The 19,306-nt window shown below is 41.2% G+C and carries 14 protein-coding genes; 11 read left to right on the top strand and 3 right to left on the bottom strand.

Translation table 11 applies throughout. The features are described from left to right. Positions 1-63 precede the first annotated feature (63 nt). From AB8M93_RS14905 to AB8M93_RS14895, 3 genes are all read left to right on the top strand, one after another. Positions 64-1,143, top strand: a complete 1,080-nt coding sequence (locus tag AB8M93_RS14905; RefSeq protein WP_373059095.1) for a DUF3810 domain-containing protein — start codon at positions 64-66, stop codon at positions 1,141-1,143. A gap of 67 nt (positions 1,144-1,210) precedes the next feature. Beyond that, on the top strand, positions 1,211-4,189 hold the full coding sequence (locus AB8M93_RS14900) for an amidohydrolase family protein (protein WP_373059093.1): 2,979 nt from the start codon (positions 1,211-1,213) through the stop codon (positions 4,187-4,189). A gap of 10 nt (positions 4,190-4,199) precedes the next feature. Continuing rightward, complete coding sequence (locus AB8M93_RS14895) at positions 4,200-5,519, top strand: amidohydrolase family protein (RefSeq protein ID WP_373059091.1); 1,320 nt, start codon at positions 4,200-4,202, stop codon at positions 5,517-5,519. A gap of 121 nt (positions 5,520-5,640) precedes the next feature. On the opposite strand, the gene AB8M93_RS14890 is transcribed toward AB8M93_RS14895, so the two are convergent. Beyond that, on the bottom strand, positions 5,641-6,075 hold the full coding sequence (locus tag AB8M93_RS14890) for a hypothetical protein (protein WP_373059089.1): 435 nt from the start codon (positions 6,073-6,075) through the stop codon (positions 5,641-5,643). A 183-nt stretch (positions 6,076-6,258) separates the two neighbouring features. On the opposite strand from AB8M93_RS14890, the gene AB8M93_RS14885 reads away from it, so the two are divergent. The 5 genes from AB8M93_RS14885 (at position 6,259) to AB8M93_RS14865 (ending at position 12,428) form a co-directional block, all read left to right on the top strand. Next, positions 6,259-7,068, top strand: a complete 810-nt coding sequence (locus AB8M93_RS14885) for a TrmH family RNA methyltransferase (protein ID WP_373059087.1) — start codon at positions 6,259-6,261, stop codon at positions 7,066-7,068. Positions 7,069-7,170: 102 nt separating this feature from the next. Further along, positions 7,171-8,409, top strand: coding sequence for a M48 family metallopeptidase (locus tag AB8M93_RS14880; protein ID WP_373059085.1), 1,239 nt, complete (start codon positions 7,171-7,173; stop codon positions 8,407-8,409). A 38-nt stretch (positions 8,410-8,447) separates the two neighbouring features. Then, positions 8,448-10,658 carry a RelA/SpoT family protein gene (locus AB8M93_RS14875; RefSeq protein WP_373059140.1) on the top strand — a complete coding sequence of 737 codons (2,211 nt, stop codon included), beginning with the start codon at positions 8,448-8,450 and terminating at the stop codon, positions 10,656-10,658. Positions 10,659-10,688: 30 nt separating this feature from the next. Then, positions 10,689-11,156, top strand: a complete 468-nt coding sequence (locus AB8M93_RS14870) for a Fur family transcriptional regulator (protein WP_373059083.1) — start codon at positions 10,689-10,691, stop codon at positions 11,154-11,156. Then, entirely contained in the window at positions 11,157-12,428 is a 1,272-nt protein-coding gene (locus AB8M93_RS14865; protein ID WP_373059081.1) for an adenylosuccinate synthase, read from the top strand. It begins immediately after the preceding gene. Between the two features lie 90 nt (positions 12,429-12,518). On the opposite strand, the gene AB8M93_RS14860 is transcribed toward AB8M93_RS14865, so the two are convergent. Both AB8M93_RS14860 and AB8M93_RS14855 read right to left on the bottom strand, forming a co-directional pair. Then, the gene (locus AB8M93_RS14860; protein ID WP_373059079.1) at positions 12,519-13,358 is read right to left on the bottom strand and encodes a ferritin-like domain-containing protein; all 840 of its coding nucleotides are present in this window, start codon (positions 13,356-13,358) and stop codon (positions 12,519-12,521) included. Positions 13,359-13,395: 37 nt separating this feature from the next. Next, positions 13,396-14,241 (bottom strand): ferritin-like domain-containing protein, encoded by an 846-nt coding sequence (locus tag AB8M93_RS14855; RefSeq protein WP_373059077.1) that lies wholly within the window; start codon positions 14,239-14,241, stop codon positions 13,396-13,398. Positions 14,242-14,523: 282 nt separating this feature from the next. Between AB8M93_RS14855 and AB8M93_RS14850 the strand changes: the two genes are divergently transcribed. The 3 genes from AB8M93_RS14850 (at position 14,524) to AB8M93_RS14840 (ending at position 19,046) form a co-directional block, all read left to right on the top strand. Next, entirely contained in the window at positions 14,524-16,365 is a 1,842-nt protein-coding gene (locus AB8M93_RS14850) for an OstA-like protein (RefSeq protein WP_373059075.1), read from the top strand. Further along, positions 16,362-17,543, top strand: coding sequence for an aspartate aminotransferase family protein (locus AB8M93_RS14845; protein ID WP_373059073.1), 1,182 nt, complete (start codon positions 16,362-16,364; stop codon positions 17,541-17,543). Before AB8M93_RS14850 ends, AB8M93_RS14845 begins: the two co-directional genes overlap by 4 nt. 105 nt (positions 17,544-17,648) lie before the next feature. Next, entirely contained in the window at positions 17,649-19,046 is a 1,398-nt protein-coding gene (locus AB8M93_RS14840; RefSeq protein ID WP_373059071.1) for a tetratricopeptide repeat protein, read from the top strand. Positions 19,047-19,306: the final 260 nt, after the last annotated feature.

Raw genomic sequence — 19,306 nt, 5'->3', positions numbered from 1 at the left:
ATGTATTGGTAATTGACTAAGTTCGAAAATTTGAAGCATAATAAATAATCCTATTTTAGGCTTGTGAAGAGAAAATCTATCCTTATCCTGGCATTACTTCTGCCACTGCAGATCATTTTTATAAAAATCATTTCCAATTACCCACATTTCGTGGAAACCTGGTACAGCAAAATGCTTTATCCTGAAATTTCCAGGATTATGAGGATGAGCCTTGGGATTCTGCCATTTTCCATAGGGGATTTTTTATATGCTTTTTTAGTGATTTCAGTTATTCGCTGGCTGGTAATAAGGATTCGCGAAAGGTTTAAAAATCCCAAAACATGGATATTGGAAGCATTTGCAACGCTTTCAGTAATCTACGCCTGCTTCAATATTTTCTGGGGCTATAATTACTACCGGCTGCCTTTGCACCAGTCGCTGGGTATAGATAATGAATACACCACCGAAGAACTGGTTAAGCTTACTGAAAGCCTTATCTCCAGATCAAATTCAATTCATTCTGAACTTGCTGAAAATGATTCGGTGAAAATTGATATGCCATATGATAAAAATGAACTATTTGAAATTACTGTAAAGGGCTATACGAACATAAGCAAACAATTTCCGGAACTCACCTACCGCGGGGAATGCCTAAAGCGTTCCTTGTATAGTATTCCACTTACCTATATGGGCTTTAATGGCTACTTAAACCCATTAACAAATGAGGCCCAGGTTAATACCATCATTGTTCCATATAAAATTCCCACAACGGCCAGTCATGAAATAGGTCACCAGTTGGGATTTGCCAAAGAAAATGAAGCGAACTTCATTGCCTGCCTTGCCACAATGAACCATCCCGATCCATATTTTAGATATTCCGGCTTCACCTTTGCCCTTAGCTACTGCCTTAATGAATTGTACAACAGGGATAGCATGAGGGCTGAAAAAATTATGGAAAGCATTCATCCAGGCATCCTGGCCAACTACAGGGAGGTTCAGGAATTCTGGATGGCTCATCAAAATCCTTTTGAACCCATGTTCCAAATGCTTTACAATCATTACCTCATTGCCAACAACCAGGCAGAGGGGATGAAAAGCTACAGTTATGTGGTGGCGCTCCTGGTGAATTATTTTGAAGACCCAGAGACCCAGTTCCAGCTATAGCCACATTTATTAAAATTTTATTAAATTGAGTGCTTCTTAAATTCACCCTTTATAAATCATTGCTCATATGAAATTAAAACTAATGGTGTATTTCCTTTTGCTCATGGCAATCCAGCTAAGGGCACAGGAATACTTCCCAAAGAATGACGGGGTACGGTCCCGGAATACCAACTACACCGTCTTCAAAAATGCCAGAATTCACGTAAACCCTTCTTCAGTAATCCAAAATGGAATGTTTGCCATAAGGGATGGGAAGATCACCGCTGTTGGCAAAAGCATTTCAGTACCGGGGAATAGTGTCGTGATAGACCTTGAAGGAAAAGAAGTCTACCCTTCCTTTATAGACCTTTACAGCGACTTTGGGATCCCAAAACCCAAGCGTGCTGAAAGCAACAGTGACCAGCCCCAATATGACGCAGGCAGGGAAGGTTATTACTGGAACGACCATATTCGCCCGGAAACCGATGCCGTGGCACAATTAAGTTATGACAAAGAAGGTGCCACCAAACTGCATAAAGCAGGTTTTGGTGTGGTAAACACCCATGTGCCGGATGGCATCATTCGCGGTACAGGAAGCCTTGTGGCTCTAAATCCTGAAGGTACTGAAGGAGACCGTATTCTAAAAGACCGCTCTGCGCAATACTTATCTTTTGACAAGAGTGTCCAGTCCCGCCAGGTGTACCCTACGTCCATTATGGGGGCCATGGCGTTGCTAAGGCAGGTTTATCTGGATGCCAGCTGGTACGCCAAGGGAAATTCAGCTAATACAGATCTTGCCCTGGAAGCGCTAAACAATAACAAAAACCTGGTCCAGATATTTTCCACAGACAATTTACTCGATGAGTTTCGTGCCGATAAAATAGGGGATGAATTTGGTATTCAATATGTGATTCTAGGCAGTGGAAATGAATATGAACGCCTGGATAAAGTAAAAAACAGCGGTGCCACTTACATCGTTCCGCTAAATTTTCCTGATGCTTACAACGTGGAAAATCCTTTTATGGCACAGTATGTAAGCCTGGAAGATATGAAACACTGGAACCAGGCGCCTGCCAATTTAAAAATGATGGCAGATCAAAAAATACCGTTTACGGTAACCACAAAAGGCCTTGATGCTGAAAAAGACTTCAGGAAAAACCTGCTTAAGGCAGTTGATTACGGGCTTAGTAAAGAAGACGCCCTTGCTGCTTTAACCACCGTTCCGGCAAAAGTTATTGGCGAAGAGGGGCGTTTGGGAGAAATAAAGGAAGGCGCCTGGGCTAACTTTATTATCACTTCAGGCGATTATTTTGATGAGGAGAGCAGCCTTTATGAAAACTGGGTACAGGGGAAACGGGCAATTATCCAGGATATGGACATTACTCCCATTGCGGGGGAATACAACCTGAAGCTTAACGGGAATTCTTACACGCTTAATATTACCGGAGAACCCACCAGTCCTAAAGCAGAAGTGAAACTTGGCGAGACCAAAATAGGTTCTAAACTGAGTTTTGAAGACAACTGGATGAACCTGTTGCTTTCTTCACCAGATACCACTAAAACAGATTTTATCCGGTTGGTGGCAAATGTTCCTTCGGAAAAAGATGCGATTTCCGGTAAGGCCATTCTTCCGAATGGTACAGAAACATCCTTCACGGCTGTAAAATCTTCCGAAGCAGAAAATTCAGAAGAAGACAAAAAAGAGAAAGATCAGGATCATCATGAAGTGGTGCCAGTCACCTTCCCAAATAAAGCTTACGGATTTACAGAATTGCCTGAACAACAGGACGTTATTTTTAAAAATGCCACGGTCTGGACCGGCGAAGCAGAAGGTACCCTGGAAAATACAGATGTGCTGGTAAAAGACGGTAAAATAGCCAAAGTAGGCAAAAACCTTAATGCCGGCCGTGCAAAGCTTATAGATGCCACAGGAAAACATCTTACTGCCGGGATTATAGATGAACATTCCCACCTGGCTGCTTCTGCCATTAATGAAGCCGGACAGAACTCTTCTGCAGAGGTGACCATGGAAGATGTGGTAGACCCTACCGACATTGGCATTTATTATGATTTGGCCGGTGGCGTGACTTCCATGCAGATTCTTCACGGTTCCGCAAACCCTATTGGCGGGCGTTCTGCCATTGTAAAATTAAAATGGGGAGAAGATGCTGAAGATATGATCTACGACAATTCCCCTAAATTTATAAAATTCGCTTTGGGTGAAAACGTGAAGCAGTCCAACTGGGGCAGCAATGTGCGTTTTCCACAAACCAGGATGGGTGTGGAGCAGGTTTTTATGGACTATTTTAGCCGCGCAAAAGCTTATGAGGCCGAAAAAGCCAAAGGAGCCGATGATTTTAGAAAAGACCTTGAGATGGAAACCCTGGTGGAAATCCTTAACGGCGAACGCTTTGTAACTTCTCACTCCTACATTCAAAGTGAAATTAATATGCTTATGAAGGTGGCAGAAGCTTTTGATTTCAGGATCAATACCTTTACCCATATTCTCGAAGGCTATAAAGTGGCAGACAAAATGAAGGAGCACGGCGTTGGCGGCTCTACTTTTTCTGACTGGTGGGCCTATAAATATGAAGTAAATGATGCTATTCCTTATAATGCTGCCATTATGCACAGCCAGGGCATTACCGTTGCCATAAATAGTGATGATGCTGAAATGAGCAGGAGGCTCAACCAGGAAGCTGCGAAAAGCGTGAAATACGGTGGAGTTTCTGAAGAAGAAGCCTGGAAGTTCGTAACCCTTAATCCCGCGAAACTCCTCCATATAGATGAGCGAGTGGGAAGTATTAAGGAAGGCAAAGATGCAGATCTGGTGCTTTGGAACAATCACCCGCTTTCCATATACGCCAAACCTGAAAAAACGATGATTGAAGGAGTGGTTTATTTTGACGTTGAACGTGACCGGGAAATGAGAAAACAGATTGAGCAGGAGAGAAGCAAATTGATCACTCAAATGCTGGAGGCAAGAAATGAGGGCGTAAAAACCCAACCCGTTACCAAAAAAGAAGAAACACGTATTCATTGCAACACGCTGGAAGAAATCCACTAAAATTTAAGAAATGAAATTTTTAAAAATAACATTCATTACAGCGCTTATTTCCTTCTACGGAAATCTGAGCGCGCAGCAAACACCCGCGCCGGAGCAAACCGAGCCGGTAACTATTGTTGGGGCCACAGCACATATTGGAAACGGCGAGGTAATAGAAAACAGCCTTATTATCTTTAAGGATGGAAAGATCACCCAGATTATGCCCGCTAACAGCACCAAAATGCAGTATCCGGGAAAAATAATCGATGCCAAGGGCAAACATGTTTACCCGGGATTTATCGCGCCAAACTCCACCCTTGGGTTGGTAGAAATTGATGCGGTAAAGGCCAGTGACGACGAAGATGAAATTGGCAGCATGCTACCCAATGTACGTAGCCTTATTGCCTACAATGCTGAAAGTAAAGTGGTGGAAAGCATGCGTCCAAACGGTGTGCTTATTGGTCAGATCACTCCTCGCGGTGGCAGGATTTCAGGAACTTCCTCAATTGTACAGTTTGATGCCTGGAACTGGGAAGATGCCGTAATGAAAGAAAATGACGGCCTCCACATTAACTGGCCAGACAGCTTTAGAAGGGGCCGCTGGTGGGAAGGCGAAGAACGCGGCATGAAAGAAAACAAGGAATATCCAAATGAAGTTCTTGAACTTTCAGATTTTTTTGCAGCTGCAAAAGCCTACCTTAACGGTGACAGGAAAATTGAAAACCTCCCCTACTCTGCCATGGAAGATGTTTTTAACGGCAAGAAAAAGGTCTTTATTCATGTAGACGGAGAGAAAGAAATCAGCGATGTGATACAGTTCAAAAAAGACCAGGGTCTGGACGAAATGGTAATTGTAGGTGGCAACCAGGCACTTCCTTTGGCAGATGAGCTTAAGAAAAACAATATTTCCATTTTGGTAAACCGCCCACACCGTACTCCTGAAGAAGAGGATGAAGACTATGACATGCCCTACAAACTGGCAAAACTACTAATCGATAAAGGTTTACTGGTAGGCCTGGAAAGCAGCGGCAGCATGGAAAGGATGAGCACCCGTAATTTGCCATTTTATGCGGGCACCGTAGCAGCATTTGGTTTGGATAAGGAGGAGGCATTAAAACTCATTACTTCTAATAACGCCAAAATTTTGGGAATAGACCAAACAGCGGGCACCCTGGAAAAAGGAAAGGATGCCACCCTTTTTATTTCTGAAGGGGATGCACTGGATATGAGAACCAATATCCTGAGCCATGCATTTATCCAGGGCCGGGATGTAAGCCTGGAAACTCATCAAACCGAGCTTTGGCATCGTTATATGAACAAATACGAAGACCAGCAGGAATCTTCAAAATAATAAAGAACAGCCTGGCATATTCTTTTTTCTCTGGGAACACAAATGCAATTTTTCCTGGATTGCATCCCTGGAGCAAAGCTTAGAATATTCCGGGCTGCTTTTTTTCCATGAATCCTTACTATCAGATTTTTCCTGAATTAAGTACCACCTTTCTGGAAGGGCTGGAAGTATTCTGATTATTTTCTGCGGTAATAAAAACCCGTTCAGGCTTATAAGGGGTGGAATAATCCAGCTCTGCCTGGTTTTTTCGGTTTACATTCAAATTGCCCATTTTAATGGTGCCGTTTTTCCTGGTCTCCATCCAGACAATATAATATTTTCTGGAAGGGCTAAGCCTTTCAGGATCTGCGATATTCTTTATTCTTAGCTCCAGCTTATAGTTATCATTGCTGTTCTTATCTACATTAAGCTTTGCCTCTGCCGCCGGGATTACTTTAGATCCTGGGAAAGTAATTTTTTGTGAACAGCCGGTAAGTAGCAAAGCGGCCATAAAACAAGTGATCACTGCGGCAGCATTTTTTAAGTGTAAAACCCTCTCTTTTTTGTTATTTCTCATAATTGCCCCAATTTATTTTACAAATTACAAATTTTAGGCTTCAGATTTTAAAATTTTATCTTTTAAAATACTGTGAATCAGTTTGATCAAAAAATAAGCAATAGCTTTGAAAAATGCCCCCACAAATTAATTCCGGCATCATAAACGCTACCTTTACTGTGGTACAGTTTGTATATTTGTTCCATGCAGAAAAAAATCAGCAGCTTACAGAATTCGGCAGTAAAACGCCTGCTTCAGTTGCAGGAAAAATCCCGTAACAGGAGAAAAGAAGGTGTTTTTTTAGTGGAAGGTATAAGGGAAACCCGCCTGGCTATAAAAGGAGGCTTTTCCCTGGAGGAAATCTATTTTTGCCCGCCACTGTTTTCTTCAGAAGAAATTACTTCTTTAACAGGAAATGCTCTTTTGCCTTCAGAAATCACTGAGATTTCTTCTGAAGTTTATAATAAAATCGCCTATCGCGGAAGCACAGAGGGAATTATTGCAGTTTTCAGAAGCAAACACCTCACTTTGGAATCGCTGAAAATTTCTTCAGAAAAGCCATTAATTTTAGTCGCTGAAGCACCTGAAAAACCGGGAAATATTGGAGCGCTTTTAAGGACGGCAGATGCCGCGGGCGTAGACGCGGTTTTAATAGCAAATCCCAGAACCGATTTGTACAATCCTAACATCATAAGGTCTAGCGTAGGCTGCATATTTACAAATACCATCGCCACCGGCAGTACGGCTGAAATTATTGAGTTCCTGCAACGACAAAATATCAACATTTATGCTGCCGCTTTACAGTCTTCTAAAAGTTATGCTGAAGTAGATTTCATTAAAAGCACTGCAATAGTTGTGGGCACGGAAGCTACGGGGTTAAGTGAAGAATGGTTGAAAAATTCAACTCAGAATATTCTTATTCCCATGCATGGAGAAATAGATTCCATGAATGTTTCGGTAGCCGCGGGAATCCTTATTTTTGAGGCGAAAAGGCAACGAGGTTTTAGATATTAGACTGTAGATTGTAGACTGTAGACTGTAGACTGTAGACTGTAGACTGTAGACTGTAGACTGTAGAAAGGAAAAATGTAGTTTTTAAAATAAAAAGAAAAGCAATTGAATTCAGAAGCGCTATTTTACATTATTATAGGAATTATTATTATCGACTTTATTTTTGATAAAATCCTGGACACGCTTAACGCGCGGCATTTTGATGATCCTGTTCCCAAAGAGCTGGACGATGTTTACAATGCTGAAGAGTATGAAAAATCCCAGCGCTATAAAAAGGAGCGCTATAAATTCGGATTAATTACTTCAACATTTTCAGTCCTGCTTACGCTGGCTTTTATCATTTTTGGCGGGTTTGCCTTTGTAAACGAAATTGCCAGGAGCATTAGCGATAATGCTATTCTTATCGCGCTTATTTTCTTCGGAATTATAATGTTTGGAAGCGACATATTAATGTTGCCTTTTTCCTGGTACAGCACTTTTGTGATCGAGGAAAAATATGGCTTTAATAAAACTTCAAAAAAAACATTTCTTCTGGATAAGCTTAAAGGATGGCTTATGACGGCCATTATTGGCGGTGGGATTCTTGCCCTCATCATCTGGTTTTACCAGTTTGCCGGGGATAACTTCTGGTGGTACGCCTGGATTCTGGTGGCGGTTTTTGCCATTTTCATGAATATGTTTTATGCAAAACTAATCGTGCCGCTATTTAACAAACAAACTCCGCTACAGGAAGGCTCTCTTCGTACCAAAATTGAAGAATATGCCCAAAGTGTTGGCTTTACCCTGGACAATATTTTTGTAATAGACGGTTCTAAAAGAAGTACCAAAGCCAACGCATATTTTTCCGGTTTTGGAAGTGAAAAGCGAATCACGCTTTATGACACCCTGGTTAATGATCTTGAAGAGGAAGAAATAGTGGCCGTGCTCGCCCATGAAGTGGGGCACTACAAAAAGAACCATATAATTGTGAATATGGCTGCTTCAATTTTAACTACGGGATTTACGCTTTGGCTGCTGTCCCTTTTTGTGGGAAGCCCTCAACTTTCGGCGGCATTGGGAGTGGAAAATGCGAGTTTTCATATTGGCCTCGTAGCCTTCGGGATTTTATACAGCCCCATTTCAGAATTAACAGGTTTTATAATGAATTATTTATCCCGAAAATTTGAATATCAGGCTGATGATTTTGCACGGAATACCTACAACGGGAATTTCCTGGTTTCCAGCCTTAAAAAACTGTCCAAAAACAGCCTTAGCAACCTTACTCCCCATAAAGCCTATGTAAAAGTGCACTATTCCCACCCTACGCTATTGCAGCGATACAGGAATCTAAGAGGGCTGGAGTAGTTGTTTCTTTATAATCTTAATTGTATTTTTAAAAAATGATGACAGAAGCGGCAATCAGGAAGGAGAACAAGGATATTGCAAGGCAGTACAAGGAGCTCCTGCGTATAAGTTACCAAACCCTTACCGATGAGGATAAAAAACTCATTCGTTCTGCTTTTGATACGGCCGTGGACGCGCATAAAGACCAGCGGCGTAAATCTGGCGAGGCCTATATTTTCCACCCAATCGCGGTCGCAAAAATAGTGGCTTCAGAAATTGGCCTTGACGCAACTTCCATTGCTGCGGCACTTTTGCACGATGTGGTGGAAGATACTCCTTACACCCTGGAGGACATCAATAATATGTTTGGCGAGACCGTGGCTAAAATTGTTGATGGCCTTACCAAAATTTCCAGCCTTAAAAAAGATAAGGATGTTTCCCTGCAGGCCGAAAACTTCAGGAAAATGCTGCTCACCCTAAATGACGATATTAGGGTGATTATCATAAAAATAGCAGACCGCCTGCACAACATGCAAACCATGGATGCCATGCGGCCAGACAAGCAGGTGAAGATTGCTTCGGAAACCCTTTACATTTATGCCCCTATGGCCCACCGTATTGGGCTTTACAATATTAAAACTGAACTGGAGGACCTTGGCCTGAAATACACCGAGCCGGAAGTTTACCAGGACATCCTTACCAAAATCAAGGAAAGCAAAGAAGAACAGGATGCTTATATTAAGGAGTTTACAAAGGTTATAGAAGATTCCCTTCAGAAGGAAGACTTTAAATACGAAATAAAAGGCCGGCCAAAATCTATATTTTCCATTCACCGGAAGATGCAGAAGCAAAACGTAAGTTTTGATGAGGTTTATGATAAATTCGCCATCAGGATTATCTACAAAAGCAGCCCAAACGATGAGAAATTCTTTGCCTGGAAGATTTACTCTATTGTCACAGATCACTTTCGCCCAAATCCCACCCGCTTAAGGGACTGGATTTCCTCGCCTAAATCTACCGGGTATGAAGCCCTGCATATTACCGTGATGGGTCCTAAAGGGCGTTGGGTTGAGGTACAGATAAGGAGTGAACGCATGAATGAAATTGCTGAAAAAGGATATGCGGCTCATTATAAATACAAACAGGGAAATGTGCAGGAAGACCAGGGAATTGAAGAATGGCTGAACCGCTTGCAGGAAGCCCTGGAAAATCCCGAAGTAAACGCGGTGGATTTCGTGGAACAGTTTAAACTGAACCTTTATGCCAAGGAAATCTTTGTTTTCACCCCGCAGGGAGATTTAAAATCCCTGCCTAAAGGCGCTACGCCCTTAGATTTTGCTTTTAGTATTCATACTGAAGTTGGCAGCCACACTCGTGGAGCCAGGGTTAACAATAAGCTCGTGCCGCTAAGTCATGAACTCAAAAGCGGGGATCAGGTAGAAATAATTACTTCTGAAAATGCCAAGCCTAATATTAACTGGCTGGATTACGCCAATACCGCCAGGGCACGCGCCAAAATAAAATCTTCCCTTAAGGATGAGAAAAAAGAGATTGCAGAAGAAGGAAAAGCAATCCTTAACAGGAAACTAAAATCACAAAAGATCGCTTTCAATGAAAAAACCATTAATGAGCTGGTGGTTTTTTTCAATCTTAAAACCAGCCTGGATCTATTCTATCGTGTGGGAATAGGGAAAATAGACAATCAAAAAATTAAGGAATTTGCCTCTTCCAGAAGCAACGCTCTTGTGAGCTACATAAAAAGCAAGATCAAAAAGCCTGTTATTGCTGAAGACCTTAACAAAGATGAAATTACTGCGAAGTATGATCAGCTTGTTTTTGGAAAAGACCAGGATGAAACTTTGGACTATAAACTGGCCAGCTGCTGCAATCCCATTCCCGGAGACAATGTTTTTGGTTTTGTAACGGTGAGTGACGGGATTAAAGTGCATAAAAAAGACTGCCCCAATGCCATCCAGCTGCAGAGCAATTATGCCTACAGAATTATCCCGGCAAAATGGATAGACAGCTCCCAGCAGGATTTTAAAGCGGTGATAAGATTAACCGGGATTGATAACCTTGGCCTGGTAAGCGAAATCACCAAAGAGATTTCCAGCAACATGAACGTGAACATGAAAAATATCAATTTTGAAAGTTCAGATGGTATTTTTAGTGGCAGAATTACACTTGTGGTAAAAAATAACTCCATTCTTAACACGATCATTAACCGGCTCAAAAAAATTAACGGCATAGATAAGGTTACCCGTGAATAATCCTATACATTTGTTTTTGGAGGAAGAATTATGAGTAAAAAAGTTGTAAATAAAAACGACCAGGCGGTCGTGAAAAACGTATTTACCAAGTACCTGGAAGATAAAGGGCATAGAAAGACACCTGAACGTTTTGCTATACTCCAGGAAATTTATAACAATGACGATCATTTTGATATAGAGTCGCTTTATATTAAAATGAAGAATAAGAAATACCGGGTAAGCCGCGCCACCCTCTACAATACTATAGAATTACTGCTGGGTTGCGGACTGGTAAGAAAGCACCAGTTTGGCCAAAACCAGGCCCAGTACGAAAAATCTTATTTCGACAGGAATCACGACCATATTATTCTTACAGATTCCGGAGAAGTAATAGAATTCTGCGATCCCCGCATACAGTCCATTAAAAAAACCATAGAAGAGGTTTTTGATATAGAGATTACCAAACATTCTTTATATTTTTACGGCAACAAAAAAGAAGAACCCAATAACCCAAATTAAATGGCGGTAGATTTACTTCTCGGGCTCCAGTGGGGCGACGAAGGAAAAGGAAAAATTGTTGATGTATTCACTTCAAAATATGATATTATAGCGAGATTCCAGGGAGGGCCAAATGCCGGCCATACTTTGGAATTTGATGGTCAAAAACATGTGCTACACACAATTCCATCAGGAATCTTTCATCCCGGCACTATTAATCTTGTTGGAAACGGGGTGGTTATTGATCCCGTTATCTTTAATAAAGAATTAAAAAACCTGGATAAGCATAAAGTTGATTATAAAACCAACCTGCTAATTTCCAGAAAGGCACATATTATACTGCCTACCCACCGCCTTTTAGATGCAGCTTCTGAAGCTTCCAAAGGAAAAGCCAAAATTGGCTCTACCCTTAAAGGAATTGGCCCTACTTATATGGATAAAACCGGAAGAAACGGTTTAAGGGTGGGAGACCTGGAACTGGATGACTGGGAAGATAAATATCGGTCCTTAGCCAATAAGCATGAAAAAATGATTGAATTCTATAACGTAGATGTTCAATATAATCTTGCTGAACTGGAAAAGGAATTCTTTGATTCTGTAAAAGTGTTGAAAGAATTAACCTTTATAGACAGTGAAGACTATCTTCAAAGAGCGCAGGCAGAAGGTAAAACTATTTTAGCTGAAGGTGCACAGGGTTCGTTACTGGATATAGATTTTGGAACATATCCTTTTGTTACTTCATCAAACACCACTGCAGCCGGTGCCTGCACAGGTCTTGGAGTGGCACCGCGACAAATAGGAGAAGCCTTTGGAATTTTTAAAGCTTACACCACCAGGGTGGGCAGTGGCCCTTTCCCTACTGAACTTTTTGATGAAGATGGTAAAACCATGGGGCGTGTGGGCAATGAATTTGGTGCCACAACCGGAAGGCCAAGAAGATGCGGATGGCTTGACCTTGTGGCATTAAAATATGCCGTACAGGTAAATGGTATCACGCAGCTTATCATGATGAAAGGAGATGTATTGAGCGGATTCGAGACCCTTAAAATTTGCACTGCCTATAACTACAGAGGCGAAGAAATTAAACACCTCCCTTTTAATATTGAAGCTGAAAATGTGACCCCCGTTTATACTGAAATGAAAGGCTGGGCGGCAGATTTGACTAAAATGACAGAAGCTTCAGAACTGCCTGAAGAATTCAATGAATATGTAAAGTTTCTTGAAAAAGAATTACAGGTTCCTGTTTCAATTGCTTCCGTAGGACCGGATAGGAAACAAACCATTAAACTTTAGCGTTGATTTCTGCTAAAGATCTAAAAATCTAAAAAAGGCTGTTTCTCTCGAAACAGCCTTTTCCTTTATAACAGTTTTTGTGAACTTTATCTAATCTTCGCTATCTTCACCGTCACTATCCATTACAATAAAATTGGAAGCAATAGCATTTACCTCATCCATAGTCAATGGCTCGTCAAATGCTGCCGTTATTGCATCATTTCCTCCAAAATCATCAAACATTCCAGCAAGATCTACACCTCCTTGCTCTGTATTTTGTTCTCCTGCATATATACCTGCAAAGGCATCTGGAATAGTTGTATTATTTTGAACAATCCACCCTTTCTCTCCTCGCATCCTTCTTACTTGGGAAGCGTGACGAGCTTCAACAGAATGAATTTGAAGAGCGTACGTTAACAAATTGTCGTCATCCATTAAAGCACCAGCTTGGCCTTTATAGGCTCTTACTCCAGTGTCCTCGAAACCTTGAGACAAGGCTAGAAAAGTTTGATAGTTTGAGAAGGTATCAAGATTCAATCCTTTTCCGGTAAAATCAAAAGTTGGTTCTGCAATAGCATCATCACCTAATGCACCCATTAAAAACTCCACATGATCGTCTTCATGTTTGGAAATTTGAGCAAAAACATCCCTGTGTTCATCTGGAATCAGACCGTCTGTATCTAAAGCCATACGATAGAAATTTCTTTCTAAATATTCCAGTGTAAGTGCAAAATTCAATACATCTGTTGGAGATGCCTGAAACATCGCACTACTCATTGCAGCAGTTGCTGCCTTAGTTTTGGAACTAGTAGCTGCCAAACCAAACGGAATAGAAGCGAGTGCTACATCTTTACCTATATTTTTAAATTGCTTAAAAGCATCCCTTCTGGAAGTATTTGCCGCGAGAGATTCTTTATCAGCTAAATTTTCTAAAAGCTTTATAAATTTCATAATTGTTTTTTAAAGTTGATAAATAATTTAATTGAGTTTATGGTAACTCAGTCGCAGTAAATTCTTCCTCAATAATATCAAGTCCTACAACAGCTGGTAAGATTTCTGAAGGCATTTGAGCTTTATCGTAAGCCGGGTCTCCCCCTTCTCTTAACGCCACTAATACTCCATCCCGAGCAAACGCAGTGGTATTCGGTTCTAATAAATCAGCAATAGCAGAGGCGTGTCTTGCTTCAACCGAAACAATTTTACCGGCAAGAAGTAAGTATTCCGGAGTAGTAATAATACTACCTGCACCATTATATGCAGATACACCAGTATCTTCTAACAGCCGTGCTGTTTCAAGAACAGATTGTCTACTAGAAAAATCTACAGCTCCTGAAAAATCAAAAGTAAGTTCAGGTAGCATCTGATCTTGTGTAATCGTTCCATTATCCACTAAGCCCTGAATGGCAGTTTTAAAAAACTCTCGGTGAATCACCTCGTGATTTCTAATATCCGTGAGTGTTTCTTCCTCAGATACACCATCTACATCCATAGCCCCAGAATAAAAATTAGCCACCACTTCAGTATAGAAAGCCGCCTCCAATTGTTCTAAAGCATAAGCGTAGTTAAAAACACCTATATTTCCGCTTCCAAGATCAAAAGCTGCAGGTTCTTCCGGCTCTTCTGGCTCTTCTGGCTCTTCTGGTTCTTCTGGCTCCATAGGGTCAGGTTCCTGTCCTGCCGGGTTAAAATCGTCATCTTCACTACAGGAGTACATCAAAAAACTGGAACCTGCAAAAGCAAGTCCTCCTAGTTTTATAAATCTCCTCCGGGATTTAAATTTTCCATTTTTTGGCGATTCATCTTGAAAATCGACCTTTACAACTGGTTTCTTCATAATTAAAATTTTTAGTTCACGCTTAAACTTACGAAGTGAAACCGCAGAGAGTTTTTAAACACGAGTTAATGTTTTCCTAAAGGAAACTATAAACTATTAAAAACTGCCAATTTTTACATTATTTTTTATTTTTTCACGATTCATTAACAAAATAAAAGGAGAGAGATTATGAAAATTAAAATCCCCTCTTCTTCTTTGCTTCTGCAATTAATGTAAAATGTCTCGTGAAAAGGGCAATTATTCTTCCATTGATTTTCCCTATTTTTACACAAAATTTTCCATTTGAAGAATCTGTTTCTCATCCTGTCTTTTCTCCTTTTTATTCCGCTTTTATCGGGTTACGCTCAGGAAGCTAAAAAAATAGATTATACCAGTGACCGCCAGGTTAAGAATGAGGAAAAATATCCGGGTGCTATTATTTTAAGCAAAGTAGAAGACCAGGTACATTTTACCCATCAGGGAATTGAGGTATGGTGTGATAATGCGGTATTTTATAATGAGGCCAATTTCTTTAAAGCTTTTGGTAACGTAAGGATGAAACAGGGGGATACGGTAAGTATGTCCAGCAAATATGCGGAGTATAACGGGACCACCCAATTTGCCTTTGCCAGTGGCGATGTGGTGATGAAGCGGCCTCAAACCACTTTATTAACAGACACCTTGTTCTTTGACCGCATGAAGCAGCAGGCCTACTACCGCAGCGGCGGTAAGGTAATAGACACTGCTTATGTTCTTACCAGCCGTATTGGCAGGTATTATATGGCAGATGACAAATATTCCTTTGTTTCCAAAGTGGTTATCACCAATCCTGAATACGAGATCACTTCTACTCAGATGGACATGTACTCCGAAACAGGCCATGCTTTTTTTTATGGGCCCACGGTTATAAAAGGTGAAACCAGCACCGTGTACTGCGAACGTGGATTCTATGATACCCGGGCAGATATGGGATATTTTGTAAAGAATTCGCGCATAGATTACGAAAATCGTATTGTGGAAGGAGACAGTCTGTACTTTGACCGTAGCAGGAATTTTGCCTCTGCCACCAATAATATAAAAGTGACAGATACTATTAACCACAGTGTGGTCACCGGGCATTATGCTGAAGTTTTTCGGGACCGGGATTCGGTTATCATAACCAAACGTCCCGTGGCCGCGACCCTTCAGGACCAGGACTCGGTTTTTATACATAGTGACACTTTAATGATCACGGGGAAACCCGATAAAAGGATCATCAGGGGATTTTATGATGTACGCTTATTTAAAACCAACATGAGCGGGAAAAGCGACTCCATATATGTAGACCAGGAAACCGGCCTTACCAAACTGATTAATTTAAATTCTGGCCCCGTAACCTCCATTAGCAAAAGAAGAAGCCCGGTGCTGTGGTCTGGCGAAAGCCAGATGACCGGGGATACTATCCATCTTAAAAGTAATCCTGAAACTGAAAAACTGGACTCCCTGCTGGTTTTTAACAACGCTTTCCTGATACAAAAAGACACCATTGAAGGCTACAACCAGGTGAAAGGCATGGAACTGGTTGGGCTGTTCAGGGATAACGAAATTTACCAGGTAGATATCAACAAAAATACTGAAACGCTCAATTACATGCGAAATGACGAGCAGGAGCTTATTGGGATTAATCGCGCCGTTTCCAGTTCTATCAGAATTCTGCTGAATAACAGGAAAATTGAAGATATTTATTATTTCACCAATCCTGAAGGTTCCACCACGCCTGAAGAGGACTTCCCTGTTAATGAGCGGGAGCTAAACGGCTTTAACTGGCGTGGCGAGGAACGGCTTATGACCAAAGAAGATTTGTTTGCAGGTCAGCCGCTTCCGCAATTAGTGAAAATTGAAGGAATTCCCCTTCCGGAGGAACAGGAGGAGTTTTTTGATGAAAGGGAAGAAGATTTGCTGCTGAATGAAAATTCAAGGTTAAGCCCGGAAGACCTTCAGAATGAAAAACCACAGGATTCCACCAAAAGCGGACTGGAAGAAGAAATACAGCAAAATCTGAAAAATTCAAGGGATACCGTCCCCTCCTCCCGGGACTCGCTGCAGGTTAATAAAGCTGCTGCTCAACTTCTACAAAGCGCAACTAAAAATGAAGACGAAGATTGAAAAATGACTTTTTAAGATATCAGGCACAGACCACCCCGCACCCCCTGGGGCTGGAAGTGCGGGAGGCAAAAGGATCTTATATCTACACCACAGACGGGCGCAGGCATCTGGATTTTGTGGCCGGTGTTTCTGCCTGCTCGCTTGGGCATTGCCACCCGGCGGTGGTTAATGCGGTAAAGGAACAGGCTGAAAAGTACATGCATGTAATGGTTTATGGGGAATATGCCCAGGAACCAGCCACAGAATTCAGCAGGCTCCTGGCAGCAAACCTTCCGGGGAAATTAAGCAAGACCTATCTTACCAATTCTGGCACTGAAGCTATTGAAGGCGCTCTTAAACTTGCCCGAAGGGCAACAGGAAGAACTCAAATTATCGCCGCTAAAAATGCTTATCACGGCAATACCATGGGTTCTCTTAGCCTGATGAGCCTGGAGGAGCGTATGGCACCTTTCAGGCCGTTGATAGGCGATATTTCTTTTCTGAAATTCAATAGTTTTGAAGACCTGGAAAAAATTAGTAATCAAACCGCGGCAGTAATCCTGGAAACTATTCAGGGAGGTGCAGGATTTATTCTTCCGCAGAAAGATTTCCTGATAAAGGTAAAACAAAAATGTTTAGAAACAGGAGCCTTGCTGATATTAGATGAAATCCAGCCCGGATTTGGAAGAACGGGCAAACTTTTTGGCTTTGAGAACTTTAATGTCGAACCAGACATCGTGGCATTGGGAAAAGGCATGGGTGGCGGAATGCCCGTTGGCGCTTTTGCTGCTTCAGAAGAAGTAATGGATTTGCTTATGGACAACCCTAAAATGGGTCATATCACCACTTTTGGAGGGCATCCCGTAATTGCCGCTGCCGCACTGGCCACGTTAAAAGAAATCACAGGCACGGGGTTAATGGCCGCGGCGCTTCAGAAGGAAAAATTGTTCAGGCAGCTGCTGGTGCATCCTCTTATTGAAGAGGTAAGAGGCATGGGTCTTATGCTTGCAGCCATTGTGGAGACTGAAGACATCGCTAATGAAGTTATTCTGCAATGTAAAGATAAAGGGCTTATTCTCTTTTGGCTTTTATTTGAAAAACGGGCCATACGAATCACTCCTCCCCTCACCATTTCTGAAGAAGAAATACGGGAAGGATGTGGCATTATTATTGACGTCTTAAATAAGTTAAATCCCTAGCAACGCCTGTTGATTAATTTGTTAACAACAATATTGAAAGCCTTCGGGAATAGCTGGTAATGATTTATAATTTTAGTTAAGTAGAAATCCCGAAATACCTTGTTTATGCAATTAAGCCATAACGAAGACAACAATTTCTCTCTTACCCGCTTCGAATCAATGCTTAGAACAAACGATGTCCTCTTTTTTGACTCCAACGAATTTGAGAACATCATTCACCATTATCTGGAGAACGGCAAAATTGCATTAGCAAAAAAGGCTGTAAAACTGGGGTTAGCGCAACATCCCGCTTCCACCAATCTCAAATTGTTTAAAGTAGAGATTCTTGTATTTGAAGATAAACTGGACCTTGCAGACCGCCTTTTAGATGAACTGCAGGAGCTGGAAGCTTCGAATGAAGAAATTTATATTCAGAAAGCACAGATCCTTTCCAAAAGGGATGAACATCAGGATGCAATTAATACACTCGAAAAGGCCCTGGAGATTACTTTAGACGATGCAGATGTACATTCCCTTATAGGCATGGAATATCTTTTTCTTGAAGATTTTGAAAATGCCAAGTATAGTTTCATGAAATGTCTGGAGGCAGATGAGGAAGACTATTCTGCCTTATATAATATTATGTACTGCTTTGATTTTCTTGAACAAAAAGAAGAAGCCATTGCTTATCTTAATATGTACCTTAATAAAAATCCGTATTGCGAAGTAGCCTGGCACCAGGTGGGTAAGCAGTATTTTGACCTGAAGGATTACCAGAAGGCTCTGGCGGCGTTTGATTTTGCTATAATAAGCGATGATTATTTTGTGGGCGCCTATCTGGAAAAAGGAAAGGTGCTGGAAAAATTAGGCAAGTATAATGAGGCGATAGAAAATTACAAGATTACCCTTAAACTGGACGATCCAACATCTTTCGCGTACCTGCGCATAGGCAAATGTTATGAAAAACTGGGAGCAGATGATCTGGCGCTTAAGAACTATCGCAAAACGGTGCATGAAGATCCGCTTTTAGATAAAGGCTGGATTGCCATTACAGATTTTTACGTTAAGAAGATGAATTTCCAGAAGGCGTTATACTACATCAACAAAGCCATTAACATAGATGAGGAAAATGTGCTTTACTGGAAGCGTTATGCCAAGATCAATAGCCGGTTAAATTTTTATGAAGAAGCAGAACAGGGTTACAAGAAAAGCCTTGAGCTGGGGAATTACGAACTGGAAACCTGGATTAGGAGATGTGATATCCTTATTGGGCTTGGTGAGTTTGAAACAGCTGTACAAAATCTTTTACAGGCAATGGAATTTTATCCTGAAACAGCCGAAATTGAATATCGGCTTTCCGGCTTGTACTTCTGTTTAAATGAAGCAGACAAAGCTTATTATCATCTTAAGAATGCATTGCGCATAGATGCCGAATATTATATTATCATTGAAGAACTCTTTCCTGAAATCTTTAGAAGAAAAAGCGTTAAAGATATTATTAACGCCTATGTGAAGATTTCCTGAAGGCTAAAGAATTTAGAGTTTGTTGTTTTAAGTTCGTAGTTCCCTGCCTGTTTAACCTGGAAATTTTATATTTTTTTGCGTATAGTTTTAGGCTATAGGCTATTCCACTCTTTACATTTTTCTCCCGCAGAGCACGCAGAAAGTAATTTAAATAATGGATTTCAAATATTGATTACTACAACTGATACCCCACAACCGGGAACATTTTTTAACTCTTACTGAACTTATCAACTGTTAATTTTCCCTATTCAAATTTTCAC

Origin of the sequence: Autumnicola aciditolerans, from assembly GCF_041679265.1 — a bacterium.
Taxonomy (GTDB): domain Bacteria; phylum Bacteroidota; class Bacteroidia; order Flavobacteriales; family Flavobacteriaceae; genus Autumnicola.
The sequence above is the reverse complement of the archived record's forward strand: the minus strand, read 5'-3'. Positions and strand labels throughout refer to the sequence as shown.

Bases quoted from the DNA above. Each gene is read 5' to 3' on its own strand.
- AB8M93_RS14855 (WP_373059077.1), bottom strand. From the start codon at position 14,241: ATGAAGAAACCAGTTGTAAAGGTCGATTTTCAAGATGAATCGCCAAAA.
- AB8M93_RS14890 (WP_373059089.1), bottom strand. From the start codon at position 6,075: ATGAGAAATAACAAAAAAGAGAGGGTTTTACACTTAAAAAATGCTGCC.
- AB8M93_RS14885 (WP_373059087.1), top strand. From the start codon at position 6,259: ATGCAGAAAAAAATCAGCAGCTTACAGAATTCGGCAGTAAAACGCCTG.
- AB8M93_RS14875 (WP_373059140.1), top strand. From the start codon at position 8,448: ATGACAGAAGCGGCAATCAGGAAGGAGAACAAGGATATTGCAAGGCAG.
- AB8M93_RS14860 (WP_373059079.1), bottom strand. From the start codon at position 13,358: ATGAAATTTATAAAGCTTTTAGAAAATTTAGCTGATAAAGAATCTCTC.
- AB8M93_RS14870 (WP_373059083.1), top strand. From the start codon at position 10,689: ATGAGTAAAAAAGTTGTAAATAAAAACGACCAGGCGGTCGTGAAAAAC.
- AB8M93_RS14840 (WP_373059071.1), top strand. From the start codon at position 17,649: ATGCAATTAAGCCATAACGAAGACAACAATTTCTCTCTTACCCGCTTC.
- AB8M93_RS14895 (WP_373059091.1), top strand. From the start codon at position 4,200: ATGAAATTTTTAAAAATAACATTCATTACAGCGCTTATTTCCTTCTAC.
- AB8M93_RS14865 (WP_373059081.1), top strand. From the start codon at position 11,157: ATGGCGGTAGATTTACTTCTCGGGCTCCAGTGGGGCGACGAAGGAAAA.
- AB8M93_RS14900 (WP_373059093.1), top strand. From the start codon at position 1,211: ATGAAATTAAAACTAATGGTGTATTTCCTTTTGCTCATGGCAATCCAG.